The sequence below is a fragment of the Halosolutus amylolyticus genome, from assembly GCF_023566055.1.
GTDB lineage: Archaea > Halobacteriota > Halobacteria > Halobacteriales > Natrialbaceae > Halosolutus > Halosolutus amylolyticus.
In genome coordinates, this window is the sequence record NZ_JALIQP010000002.1 from 1,187,657 (window position 1) to 1,200,271 (window position 12,615).

The window sequence follows — 12,615 nt, forward strand, 5'->3', positions numbered from 1 at the left end:
GCCGATTCGAACGACGAGGTGAACGCACGTGTCAGCCGATTCCACGGACGAGTCGAGCGGCGATCGATTCGACTACCGCCAGGTCTCGTTCGTCGTGCTCGCGGCGCTCGCACTCGTCTTCGCGTCGTTTTTCGCGCCGGGCTTCGGCGCCGACGGCGCGTCCCCGCCGGAGCCGGAGGGAGAGGCCGATCCCGACGCCAAACTCGATCCCGACACGGATTCCGGGTCGGGTGACGGCGACGGCCCGGACATCTCCTTCGACTGGACCGAACTGCTCGAGTGGCTCGACCTCGAACCCGACGACGGCGATACGACGGTCGAGCCGGAGGGCGATCGACCCGTCGACGCGTGTACGGTCGCGCTCGACCGGGACCCGGTGCCGGGCCGGGAGGTGACGGCGACGATCAGCTACCGGGGCGAACCGCTCACCGACGTCCCGGTCCGGTTCAACGACCGATCGATCGGCGAGACGGACGATCGAGGCCGGGTGAGTGGGGAAGTTCCCTACGTCGAGCAACTGGTCGTCCACGTCGGCGCGGAGGGCGATCCGAACTGCCGGGCCGTCGGCCCGGCGCTTTCGTCTGCGAGTGCGACGGCCGGCGCAGGTACCACGTCGGAGTCGACCCTGCTGGGAGCGACGGGAACCGCCCAGAGCGACGAGTCGAACAGCACCGTCGAGTACGAGATCGACGGCGACGTCGCGATCGCCGTCGCCGACGATCCCTACCCCGGCGACCCGATCGAGATCCGGGCCGCGATCGAGGGCGAACCGATGCGAGAGGCGAGCGTCGCCGTCGACGGCGAGCAGGTGACCGAGACGGCCGCGGACGGGACCGCCACGATCACCGTCCCCGACGACGGCACCGAGCAGGTCGACGTCCGGGTCGAACGCGGGGACTTCGCGGGAACGACGACGATCGACGTCCTGCTGCTGGAGGCGACACTGGTGCCCGGCGGCCTCGCACCGGTCCCGGGAAGCGACGGCTACGTCGCGGCCGAGATCGCCGGGGAGCCAGTGCCGAACGCCACCGTCTCGATCGACGGCGAGCGGCGCGGGACGACCGACGAGGACGGACTGCTGGCCGTCGAGTTGCCGCGAGATCCGACGGCGACGGTCGCGGTCAGCACGACGGACCAGACCGCGACCGCGACGCTGCTCGGGGCGTACGGCGGCGTCGCCCTCCTGCTGTCGCTCGCCGTCGCCGGCCTCGCCGCCGTCGCGTACAGATCCCGCGGCGTCCGCGGCCCGCTCGCCGTCGTCGGCCTCGCCGCCGGACTGACCGGCGTCCTCGTCGTCGAGGCGTTCTACGGTCCGATCGCGGGGCTCGTCGCGCTCGCGGTCGTCGCCGCGATCGGAGTCGGTGCCGTCGTGGCTCGGGACGGACGCCCCGACGTGGAATCCCCGGCGGTCCGCGACGGCGCGCGCGGCGTCAGCGCGTGGCTCGTCGATCGAGCGCTCGCGCTGGTCGCGCTCCTCGAGACGGCGGTCGATTGCCTCTGGAGCGCGGTCGATGCGGTGCGAACGTGGATCGGATCGCTGCCGCGATCGGCCGCCGCACTCGGTGCGAGGCTGGCCGACTGGCTCCGGTCGCTCCCGGCGCGCGGGGTCGCCGCGATCGGCCGCGTCACGGAGTGGATCCGGGAACACCCGACCGGCGCCCTCGTCGCCGTCGGAGCCGTACCGCTGCTGGTCGGCGGCTACGTCGTCGGCGACGAACCGGGCGCCCTCGTCGCGGCCGCGATACTCGCCGTGGCCGTCGTCGCCGTCGTCCGGCGGCGATCGAGTCGCGAGGACGAGCCGTCGCCGACCGGACCCGGGGACGCCGGCGGGGTGACGACGCCGACCGTCGAGTCGACCGGCGACGGGACCCAGCCCTCGTTCCGGGAGCTGTGGCGGACCTTCGCCCGACAGGTCGCTCCCGGGCAGTGGCAGACGCGGACCCCCGGCGAAATCGAACGCACGGCCGTCGAGGCCGGCTACCCGCGCGAGCCGGTTCGCGAACTGACGACGCTCTTCCGCGAGGTCGAGTACGGCGAGCGGCCGCTGTCGGAGCGGGTTCGCGAGCGCGCCGCCGAGGCCGCCGCGGTGCTGACGCAGAACACGGCGACCACGGATGGGGGCCGGGGTCGGCCCGACGAGCGATCGAAACCGGCGGAGGAGCCGAAACGCGAATCGAAACCGGACCGCGATCGCTCGTCCCCCGGAACGGACGGTGATCGCCCGTGAGCCGGCTTCGGGCGGTACTCGTCGCGATCGTCGGAGTGGCGTTCGTGGCCGTCGGCATCACAATCGGTCTCGCGACCCGGCCGACGGGATCGAACGGTGCCACGGGCGGCGTGATCCTGCTCGCGCTCGTCGCGCTCGTCGTCGGCCTCTGGAAGATCCGCGGGACGCCGGACGCGAGCGGGGCCGGCCCCGCCGTTCCGTGGGCCGACGACGATCGGTTCGCGACGCCGGCCCCCGAGCGGACCGACCGGGAGCCGCCGCTCTCGAGCGACGGCCTCGCGAGGGTCGTCGAGCGAGCGGGCAGGACCGCTCGCGAGGCAGAGACCGTCGACGACGGGCTCGCGGTCGTACGGCCCGTCCTCCGGGAGACGCTGTGTGACGCGCTCGTCCAGGGTGGCCGAACCCGGGCAGACGTTCGGGCGGCGATCGACGGGGGGAACTGGACCGACGATCGAGTCGCCGCGAGCGTGCTGTCGTCCGACGTGGAACCGCCGCCGCGACCGTTCCGCGATCGGCTCCGCGCGTGGCTGTTCCCGGAGCGCGTCGTCCGCCGCCGAACCAGGCGTGCGATGGGTGCCGTCGCCGAAGCCGCCGACGAGGCCCTGCCGTCGGTGCCGGGCCAGACCGCGCCGCGATCAGTCCCGGTCCTGCAGCCCCGTCTCGAGGAGTTACGACGCGGGGCCGGCGGCGAGTTACAGCGTGCCGTCGATCCGGACGCGATCGCGCGCGGACCGGGGCCATCCCGTCGGCATCGAGGGGATGGGACGACTGGCTCCCCCGGACGGGGAGACGGGACGGCCGATCGTCGAGACGACCAGGAGGTGAGCGATGCGTAGACAGCGACGGTGGCGAGGGGCCATCGCGGCCACGATCGTGCTCGTGATCGCCGGGCTGGCCGACGGGAACGGCGTCCTGCTGCTGGGCGGTGTCGTCCCGCTGGCCTACGTGGCCGCCGGTGCACTCTCGCGCGTTCGCCCGCCCGACGAGGACGACCTCGCACTCAGCCGATCAGTGACGCCGACGCCCGCCCCGCCCGGCCGACCGGTCACCGTGACGCTCACGGTGACGAACGAGAGCGATCGGACGCTCCCGGATCTCCGGATCGTCGACGGCGTCCCGCGGGACCTCGCAGTCCTCCAGGGGTCGCCGCGTGCGGGGACGACCCTCGAGCCGGGCGAGACGATCGAGATCGAGTACGTCGTGGTCGCCCGGCGCGGCGAGTACGCGTTCGAGCCCCCGCACGTCCGGGTTCGCGGGCTCGGCGCGAGCGCGGTCACGACGACGGCCCCCGAACCCGCTGGCGACAACTCGCTCGTCTGTCGACTCGACGCCGACGCGCCGCCGATCGAGGAGACGGGTCGAACGCGCATCGGCCAGTTGACGACCGATCGGCCCGGCGAGGGCATCGCGTTCCACTCCTCGCGGGAGCACCAGCCGGACGACCCCGCGAGCCGGATCAACTGGCGCCAGTACGCGAAACGGGGCGAACTCGCGACGGTCAACTACGAACAGCAGGTCGCCGCGACGGTGATCCTCGTCGTCGACGCCCGGAGTCCGAACCACGTCGTCGCCGGGCGCGGGCGGCCGACCGGCGTCGAACTCGCGGTGTACGCGGCGACGCGGGCGCTCTCCGACCTGCTCGCACACGGCCACGACGTCGGGGTCGCGATCGTCGGGCTCGAGGGAGACGGCCCCGCCGGACTCGTCTGGCTCGAGCCGCGGAGTGGACCCGAACAGCGATCGCGCGCGCTCGAGTCGTTTCGGCTGGCGACCGACGCGACGACGCCGAGCGAGATTCGCGACCGAAATCCGGGCGAGTCGATGACGGGGTCGGAGCGCTACGAGGCGGACCGGGCCGCCGAGCAACACCGCAAACTGATCGACCTCGCGCCGGCGAACGCACAGGTCGCGCTGTTCTCGCCGTTGCTGGACGACGTCCCGATCGGCGGCGTCGAGACCTGGCGGGGAGCGGGCCTGCCCACCGTCGTGCTCTCGCCCGACATCGTCCCCGAGAACACCGCCAGCGGCCAGCACGCCCAGATACGCCGACGAACGCGACTGGCCCGGTGTCAGGCGGCTGGCGCTCGCACGTTCGACTGGCGACGCGGGACCCCGTTGCCGCTGATCATCGAGCAGGCCTTCGCCGCCGATGCGAAACTCGCCGGTCGACTGGGCGCAGGGGCCGGCGGCAGTGGCGGTGGAAGTGGACGTGACAGCGGCCCCACGACCGGCCCGGTCGGCGACCCGAGCGCTGGAGGTGACGACTGATGTCGCTGGCCGGGCCCCGACTCGATCGGCCGTCGGCGATCGGCGACGAGGGCCGGGCGCGTGCGGCGAGCCTGTGGCTCGCGACCCTCGTGATCGTGGCGCTCGTCGGCGTCGCCGGCGTGGTACTCGACCAGCCATCGCTGGTGACCACGCTCGCGCTCGTCGTCGGGATGGCAGTCGCCGGGTTCGGCCTCCTCGAACGTGACGGGACGGGATTCGTCCAGCTATTCGTCGGCCACGCCCTGCTCGTGACGTTCGGCTCGGCGACGATACTGCTGCTCGTCGTCGCGCCGTTCGTGACCCGGGAGGGGCTCGCAGTGAGCGGATTCGCGCTCGCACTGCTCGGGATCGGGGCCGCCTGGGCGGACGTCGGCAGCGACGGGGTGAAACGAAGCGTCGAGGGGACGGCGCTTGCCTACGCGGCGATGCTGCTCGCGGCGATCGTCCTGATCGCGGTCGTCGCCGTCGGCGTCCTCGGCCGCTGGGCCCTGGAACTGCTGGTCGGCGAGACCGCACCCCTGCTGTCGATCGGCGGGTTCCTGCTCGTCCTCGGGGGGACGGCGGGTACCGTCCTGCTCGGGCTCCGGTGGCTCCCGATCCTGCAGTTGACCCGCCGCGATCGCCGGGACGCGATGGAACGCCGTCTCGCAGCGTTGCGGCGGACCCTGCTCGTCGTAGCCCTCGGAACGCCGGTCGTCCTCGTCGTCCTGATCGGCCTCGGCCTCGGCGGCACGCTCGCTGCGACCCCGTTGAGCGGGCCGCTCGTCGGCCCGGCGCTCGCTGCGCTCTCGTCGTGGTACGTGCTCGGTCCCGCCGTCGCGGTCGCCGTCGGGAGCCTGCTCGCGGGCCTGGGAGCCGTGTTGCTTCGGGGACTCACCCGCCGGTTCAGCGCCGACGCCACCCGACGAAGCGCCGCGATCACCGTCGGCGTCGCCATCGCGTTGCTGGCACCGATCGCGATCCTCCCGCTGATCTTCAGGCCGGTCGCGGCGGCGCTCGTCGCCCTGACCATCGGCGTCGGCCCGATCGTGTTCGTCGTCGTCGTGGGCGGTGGCGTGGTCGCCGTCTGGCTCGGCCTCCTCCCGGACCGCGCCGGCGGCCCGGCGATCGCGGCCGCTGGCCTGGTGATCGCCGCGATCGGGCTCGGCCGGGGCCACCCCGCGCTCGTGTTCGCTTGTATCGCCGGCGCGGCGATCGTCTGGGACGTCTCGACGTTCGGCCTCGGCGTGACCGCGGAACTCGGTCACGTCCCCGAGACGCGCCGGCTCGAACTGTTCCACGGGGTGCTCGCGATCGGCGTCGGGGTCGTCGCCGGACTCGTCGCGATCGGCCTCGAGACACTTCGCAGTGGCGCGTTCGCCGGGGTCGGGAGCACCGGTGCCGCCGCCGTGGTCGTCTTCGGCGCGATCGTCCTGTTGCTTCCAGTACGGGGATGAATCGGGAGAACGCCCTATCGGGATTCGCGATCGATCCGATTCCACGGCCCGACACCCAACCTGCATCGCAGCAGACAGGACCTTCTTAAACGTATAGCGTGACTGTCGAGTATGGACGAGACGCCGTCGAACGTCACGGCCGACGAGGCCGCCGATGCGGTCCGGGCCGTCGTCGAACGGATCGAGGAGGCGGCCGTCGTCGATCGGTCCGTGCTCCACGCACTGCTGTCCGCCGTCCTGGCCCGCGGTCACGTCCTGCTGGAGGACGTTCCAGGTACGGGCAAGACGGTGACGGCCAGGGTCGTCGCCGAGTCGATGGGGCTCGAGTTTACGCGCATCCAGTTCACGCCGGACCTGCTCCCGGCGGACGTGACCGGGTCGACGATCTACGACGAACACGCCGGCGAGTTCGAGTTCGCCAGGGGACCGGTGTTCGCGAACGTCGTCCTGGCCGACGAGATCAACCGCGCACCGCCCAAGACGCAGGCCGCGTTGCTCGAGGCGATGGAGGAGCGCCAGGTCAGCGTCGACGGGACGACCTACGACCTGCCGACGCCGTTCGTCGTCATCGCGACACAGAACCCGATCGAGCAGGAGGGGACGTTCCGACTGCCGGAGGCCCAGCGCGATCGCTTCAGCGTCAAGACCTCGCTTGGCTATCCCGACGTCGAGGGCGAGATGGGGCTGCTGGAGCGCCGCGCCAACCGCCGATCGCTCGCACCCAGCGTCGATCCGATCGTGACGCCGGGGACGGTCCGCGTCCTGCAGGACCTGACCGAGGACGTCACCGTCGATCGGAAACTGCGCCGGTACATCATCGACCTCGCGCGGGCAACCCGGGAGGATCAGCGCACGGAAACCGGCGTCTCGCCGCGGGGCGTCCAGCGCGTCTTCGAGGCCGCCCGGGCGGCGGCCGTGATCGACGGCCGGACGTACGTCGTCCCGGACGACGTCAAGCGACTCGCGCTCCCGACGATGGCCCACCGGGTCGTGCTCTCGACCGAGGCTACCGTCGAGGGCGTCGAGGGTCGCGACGTCGTTCGCCGCGCGCTGAACGTCGTCGACGTCCCGGCGGTCTCGCCGGGAGCGAGCGACGACGGCGGGGCAACCGGGAGCGACGACGCTGGTGAGTCAACCACGCTCCACGACGACGGAGAGTCGGTCGCACCGACCCGATCGCCCGACGGGACCCCGGCGAATACGGGTGACGCGACCGCGAGCGGGTCGATCGACGGCGATCGATCGGATCGGCGTCCGGCCGATCGATCGAACCAGCAGCCGTCGAGCGGGGCCGACGAGCCGCCGCGGTGATCGATCGCGAACCCGATCGGGGCGGTCGGCACCGCGAGGGCTTGCAGTTTCTCGGCACAGGTTGATTCCGCTTTCGACTGTCAGTACACCCGATGGCACTACAACAGATCGAACACGCGGACGCGCAGATGCAGGAGTGTATCGACAACTGTCTCGAGGCCGCGCAGGTGTGTGAGTGGTGTGCGGACGCCTGCGTCGACGAGGGCGAGGAGATGGCGCGCTGTATTCGCCTCTGTCGGGACGTCGCAGACGTCGCCTCGATGCACGCGCGGTTCATGGCTCGCAACTCCGGCTACCACGACGAACTGGGCGAACTCTGTGCGGACCTCTGCGAGGAGTGCGCCGAGGAGTGCGAGCAACACGACCACGAGCACTGCCAGGCCTGCGCGGAGGTCCTCCCGGAGTGTGCCGAGAGCTGTCGGGAGATGGCCTCGGCCTGAGTCGAACGCGAACGTCGGCGTGATCGCGAGACGGACCGACCGATCGCAGGGGCCGCCAGTTCGCGGTCCGAAACGGAGGGCGTGACCCGCGGAAACCGGAGGACGTGAATCGACCCGACCCCGTCAGTGGCGTTCACGCCCACCGCACGGGGCTCACGTCACGCGGACTGCATCCTCCCGTACTGTCGCACCGGTCCCCGGCCACGAGCGTCGGCCCGCGGGCCGGTATCGTCCGCAGTGGCGATACTGTTCGCATACCGATCGAGCACGGGCAGCCGATCGATTACCGAAACAGGTAACTGTAAATTACGCAGACATTCGTCTGAATGAACAGACGGGCGTTCGTAGCCGGAACCACGGCGGTACTGGGCGGGTTCACCGCGGGGTGCCTCGACGATCCGGAGACCAGCGACTCCGACGGCGGTACTGGGACCGAGGACGAAAACGCAGACGAGAGCGAAAGCGAAAGCGAGGCCGATCGGGGGACGACTGAACCGGCGTCCGTCTGCGAGACGTTCGAGGCGATTCTCGATGCGATCGTCGCCGAAGAGTACGACGAAGCAGCTTCGTTCGCACCGACGGAATACGTCTCGGAACTCAGCGACGAAAACGTTCGACAGCAGTACGAGACGCTGGTCGTCCCGGCGGAGCGTCCCGAGTACTCGTGTGACGAGATCGGGACCGACGAGGAATTCACCCAGTCGATCGCGTCGGCGATCGACGAGGACGTTACGATCGGTGCGGGGAGCGAGTTCGCGGTCGACGTCGAGGGGCCCGAGGGCGAGACGACGATCGGGGGCTTCGCGATCGAACTCGACGGCACCTGGTACGGACTCCTCCGCGGCGACACGCGTTCGACCGAAGCACGGGCAGGGGTAGTGCTGGAATTCGACGAGGACGACGAGGAGTTTACGATCGAAGTCACGTCGATCGGAAACGCCGATTACGTGACCCTCGGCGGGGCGGCCGAGGAGTTCGACGCCGCCGACAACTACGGTCCCACCGACGCGGACGACCTGTCGCGGGTCGAACTCGGCGTCGGCGATCGGATCACCGTCGACGGGACCGACCTCACCGGCGGCGACCTAGAGGGGACGGTGACCGTGATCGCGGTCATCGAAGCCGACGATATCCGGACGCAGGTCGGACGGATCGACGTCGACATCACGAATCGCTAGCGGCTCGCCACGCCAGCTGGCGTCCCCGCGAACCGACGCTAGTACTGCCGCGGCGGGCGGTCCGGCGTTCCGGTGTTGAGTACGCCGCCGAGCGCACCCGCGAGGGCGCTCTCGAGGGCCATGACCAGCGAGATTACCACGGCCATCGCGAAGATGCCGAACCCGGCGAACCCGCCCATAATTCCGCCGGCGGGTCCGAATCCCCATCCCGCGAGCGCGACGACGAGGGCGACGAGGAGGCCGCCGAGGATGCCGCCGAGCGCTCCCGCGAGCAGGCCGTGCCAGAAGCCGCTCCCGAGGCCGCCGCCCGCCAGGTAGCCGGCGACGAACCCGCCGATCAGGCCCGCGCCGAGCTGGCCGATTCCCGGCGCTGCGAGGCCGACGATTCCGAGCACCGTCGCGACGAGGAAGCCGATGATGACGGCACGCCAGTTGGTCATACCCGTCTGTACGCGGGGAACGCAGATAAACTGCCGGCGGACAGGTGCCGGACGAGGTGGTGTCGGTCGTCTCGGGATAATAGTAGCCACTGAAACAGCGTGTCATAGAATGCTTCTCGTCCCCGTTGAAGTGATAGATACAGGTCAAGTAGTTACCGGAGCAGCAGTGAATTAGCTGGTTCGTCTCCCGTAGCTCCTTCGGAGCTTTGGATACATCAAAAACCAGAGGACTATCAGTAGCACACAGTTGAATAGCCAGATAGGGTCAGTGAATAAATCACGAAGAAACACGGAGGGAGTGCGTTCGAGCAAAACTGCTCCAAGAGCGCCGACAGCTATAATACCTGTTACATATGTAATGATAAAAATGAGCGAGTCGCGTCTAAATGACGGCTCCATATCGTCTAATTGACTTTGGTCGAAATAAATCCAGTCGGTACATCCGCAAGATCTATCCAACAGCTTGTTCGGCGAACTTTGTGTGAAAATAACCTCCTTGAAGACAGTTCTATGACATGCTCACTGAAAGTCAATACACACCCGATCGCAGGACAGCTATGCGAGCAGTGCGTAACTCGTTTCAGGTGCTACTATAGCGGCCGATCGCACCTGCGCGCCGAAGACGGCCGGGCGATCGGGTTGAGATCGACGCCGATCGCGATTACGGACATCACGAAAGCCCCTGACGCGCTCGACCCTCCGGGGCTTGCTGTGGTCCTCAGTCGTTCGCGATGCTCACTCCTTGCGGTCCTTACTGCGCCCGGGAGGGATCGACCGCGTCAGCCCCTTTCAGTCCCACCCACGGTAGCATCCCGGCCAGCAGATGTGGGTGGGACTGAACGGGGCTGGCGGTATCCGGGAAGGCGGGCGTAGCAAGCACGCGACGACGAGGAGCGCGCGCAACAAGCCCCTCGACCGGATACCGCCAGGGGCTTTCGTGGTGGTCTCCATACGATCGAGAGCGATCGCCGGTCCCCGGACACAATCGACACTGCTCGCCGCGTAACGAACGACCTTTTAAGAACGCACCGTCTAGGTCCGGGCATGATTTTCGAAGACCTTCCGACGACGCCCACGTCGGAAGAGTTGATCGACAAGGCGTTTTCGCGGGCGGCGCGGGCCGGCAGGGCCAAGGGCGGCCTCGAGGCCCAGCAGTCGATGCTCCAGACGGCGGCGAACATCATCTCGGACAACCTGGAGAACGTGGTCACCGCGTGGCCGGACTTCGAGTACGGCGACGACGTCCACCCGTTCTACTACGAACTCGCCGACGCGATCGTCGACGTCGACAAACTCCGCCAGAGCCTCTCGGAGGTGATGTGGGCCAGCCGGAAGGCCCGCGAGATTCACGAGGAGTACCAGCCCCGCCTGCGCAAAACCGACACCGAAACCGCACGAAAGCACCGCAAGCAGGCGTTCGCCCGCCTCGCGGACATCGTCGAGCAGATCGACGACGAACTGCTGTACATCAACGAATCGCGCAACGACCTGCGGGATCTGCCGGATATCAACCCGGACGAGCCCACGATCGTCGTCGCTGGCTACCCGAACGTCGGCAAGTCCTCGTTCGTCAACGACGTGACGAGCGCCCGCGGCGAGACCGCCTCCTACCCGTTCACGACGAAGGGGATCGGCGTCGGCCACTTCGAGCGCGATCACATCCGCTACCAGATCGTCGACACCCCCGGCCTGCTCGATCGTCCCCCGAAGGAACGCAACGAGATCGAAACCCAGGCGGTCAGCGCCATCGAGCACCTCGGCGACTGCATGCTCGTGATGCTCGATCCCAGCGGCGAGTGTGGCTACCCGCTCGAGTCGCAACTCGAATTGCGAGACTCGATCGCCGCCCAGTTCGCGGACGTCCCCGTGCTGACGGTGGCGAACAAGGTCGATCGACGCGACCGCTGGACCGACGATCCCGACGCCGACCACGCGATGAGCGTCGAGACCGGCGAGAACGTCACGGCCGTCCTCGACGCGGCCGTCGAGGCGGTCGACTACGAACCCGAGTTACCGTTCGAGGAGTGACGATGGAACCGCGACGAATCGCATCGCGATCGACCCCGGGGGTGCGATCGGGATGAGAGGGCCCGGCATCTTCTGGATGCTCCAGACGGCGGCGGGCTTTGCGATCTCCGGCCCGATCTTCGTCGTCGGCATCGGATTCCTTCGATCGGGGGACTACGTCGCCGGGATCGGCTTCCTCGCACTCGGCGTCGCCACGCTCTACTTCCCGACCTACCTCGTCAACCGGATCGGCGGCCCGCGAACGTGGATTCGCCGGCGACTCGGCGGCGACGATGAAGCGAGCGAGAACGCACCACCGGACGGCGAGTCCGACCACGAATCGGAACGCGTTCCGGTGCTCGATCGGCTCCGAGACCGGTGAGCGATTCTGGCCGGCTCCGGAGTCGGCGGGCGGCCGAAATCGAATTTCCCCGACCGCTCGCCGACGGAGCGAACCGACGGCTCACGATCAGTTCCGGGTCTCTTCGACCCCGATGTCGATCGCGTCGTCGTCCCAGCCGGCGTCCAGCGTGACCGTCGTCTCGCCGGTTTCGTCGAGAGAAAGCGTTATTTCGTCAGTTCCGTCCTGGGCCGTGACCCCGGTCTCGGGATCGACCGTCGCGACCGACTCGTTACTGCTGGCGTACGTGACTTCTTCGCCAGGCTGGGGCCCCTCGGTTTCCATCTCCAGCACCAGTTCGGTCGTCTCGTCCAGGTAGACCGTACACTGGTCTGCGGTACAGTCGTCGCTCGTTCCGTCCTGACCGGCGGGACTCAGCCACCGGGCGATCCGGTGTTCGAACGTGAGGTGGTCGCGAGCGCCGTCGATCGACACCAGCCCACGGTGCTCGCCGGGACCGAGAGTCGCTCCGGCCGTGACTTCGAGCAGGGAACCCACGCGCCAGCGATCGTGCTCGGCGTCGAGGACTCGCGTCGACGGGGCAGCGACGTACTCGCCGTCGACGAGTACCTCGGCGTCGCCTGGTTCCAGCGCGTCGCCGCCGACGTTCCTGACGTACAGCGTCACCGTCCCGTTCGCCTCGTCGTACGTGGCCCCCGCCGCCGGATCGGAGACGATCGCGATCTCGGCGTCGATCTCGGCGACGGTCCTGTCGGCCTCGCCGTCGACGGACTGGGCGTACTCCGAGGTTTCCGTGACGATCACTCCGGCCCCCAGCGTCGCCACGCTGACGGCCGCGATGAACAACAGGAGGTGCACGACGGCGGTTCGGACCATCGGATCGTGACGTCTCGGGGAAACAACGGCAGGGGAAGGCTATAGTCCTACCGGCCAGCGGGCCGTCGGTC

Annotated in this window: 11 protein-coding genes; 9 read left to right on the top strand and 2 right to left on the bottom strand. The window is 69.1% G+C overall.

Features of this window, described 5'->3' with window-relative positions:
* Positions 1 to 28: 28 nt before the first annotated feature.
* The 7 genes from MUN73_RS12325 (at position 29) to MUN73_RS12355 (ending at position 8,860) form a co-directional block, all read left to right on the top strand.
* A complete protein-coding gene (locus tag MUN73_RS12325; protein ID WP_250140769.1) occupies positions 29 to 2,227 on the top strand; it encodes a DUF4129 domain-containing protein in 2,199 nt (732 codons plus the stop codon).
* A complete protein-coding gene (locus tag MUN73_RS12330) occupies positions 2,224 to 3,063 on the top strand; it encodes a DUF7269 family protein (protein ID WP_250140770.1) in 840 nt (279 codons plus the stop codon). The genes MUN73_RS12325 and MUN73_RS12330 overlap by 4 nt, the downstream gene beginning before the upstream one ends.
* Positions 3,056 to 4,495, top strand: coding sequence for a DUF58 domain-containing protein (locus MUN73_RS12335; protein WP_250140771.1), 1,440 nt, complete (start codon positions 3,056 to 3,058; stop codon positions 4,493 to 4,495). Before MUN73_RS12330 ends, MUN73_RS12335 begins: the two co-directional genes overlap by 8 nt.
* Complete coding sequence (locus tag MUN73_RS12340) at positions 4,495 to 5,931, top strand: hypothetical protein (RefSeq protein WP_250140772.1); 1,437 nt, start codon at positions 4,495 to 4,497, stop codon at positions 5,929 to 5,931. Before MUN73_RS12335 ends, MUN73_RS12340 begins: the two co-directional genes overlap by 1 nt.
* 111 nt (positions 5,932 to 6,042) lie before the next feature.
* The gene (locus MUN73_RS12345; protein WP_250140773.1) at positions 6,043 to 7,242 is read left to right on the top strand and encodes an AAA family ATPase; all 1,200 of its coding nucleotides are present in this window, start codon (positions 6,043 to 6,045) and stop codon (positions 7,240 to 7,242) included.
* Positions 7,243 to 7,334: 92 nt separating this feature from the next.
* On the top strand, positions 7,335 to 7,682 hold the full coding sequence (locus MUN73_RS12350) for a four-helix bundle copper-binding protein (RefSeq protein ID WP_250140774.1): 348 nt from the start codon (positions 7,335 to 7,337) through the stop codon (positions 7,680 to 7,682).
* Between the two features lie 326 nt (positions 7,683 to 8,008).
* The gene (locus MUN73_RS12355; RefSeq protein ID WP_250140775.1) at positions 8,009 to 8,860 is read left to right on the top strand and encodes a hypothetical protein; all 852 of its coding nucleotides are present in this window, start codon (positions 8,009 to 8,011) and stop codon (positions 8,858 to 8,860) included.
* Between the two features lie 38 nt (positions 8,861 to 8,898).
* Here the strand turns inward: MUN73_RS12355 and MUN73_RS12360 are convergent, their stop codons facing one another.
* Entirely contained in the window at positions 8,899 to 9,300 is a 402-nt protein-coding gene (locus tag MUN73_RS12360) for a DUF5518 domain-containing protein (protein ID WP_250140776.1), read from the bottom strand.
* Between the two features lie 1,044 nt (positions 9,301 to 10,344).
* Between MUN73_RS12360 and MUN73_RS12365 the strand changes: the two genes are divergently transcribed.
* The gene (locus MUN73_RS12365; RefSeq protein WP_250140777.1) at positions 10,345 to 11,328 is read left to right on the top strand and encodes an NOG1 family protein; all 984 of its coding nucleotides are present in this window, start codon (positions 10,345 to 10,347) and stop codon (positions 11,326 to 11,328) included.
* Between the two features lie 52 nt (positions 11,329 to 11,380).
* The gene (locus MUN73_RS12370) at positions 11,381 to 11,689 is read left to right on the top strand and encodes a hypothetical protein (RefSeq protein ID WP_250140778.1); all 309 of its coding nucleotides are present in this window, start codon (positions 11,381 to 11,383) and stop codon (positions 11,687 to 11,689) included.
* An 87-nt stretch (positions 11,690 to 11,776) separates the two neighbouring features.
* Here MUN73_RS12370 and arlG read toward each other — a convergent pair whose 3' ends face one another.
* Positions 11,777 to 12,544 (bottom strand): archaellum stator protein ArlG, encoded by a 768-nt coding sequence (gene arlG, locus MUN73_RS12375; RefSeq protein WP_250140779.1) that lies wholly within the window; start codon positions 12,542 to 12,544, stop codon positions 11,777 to 11,779.
* Positions 12,545 to 12,615: the final 71 nt, after the last annotated feature.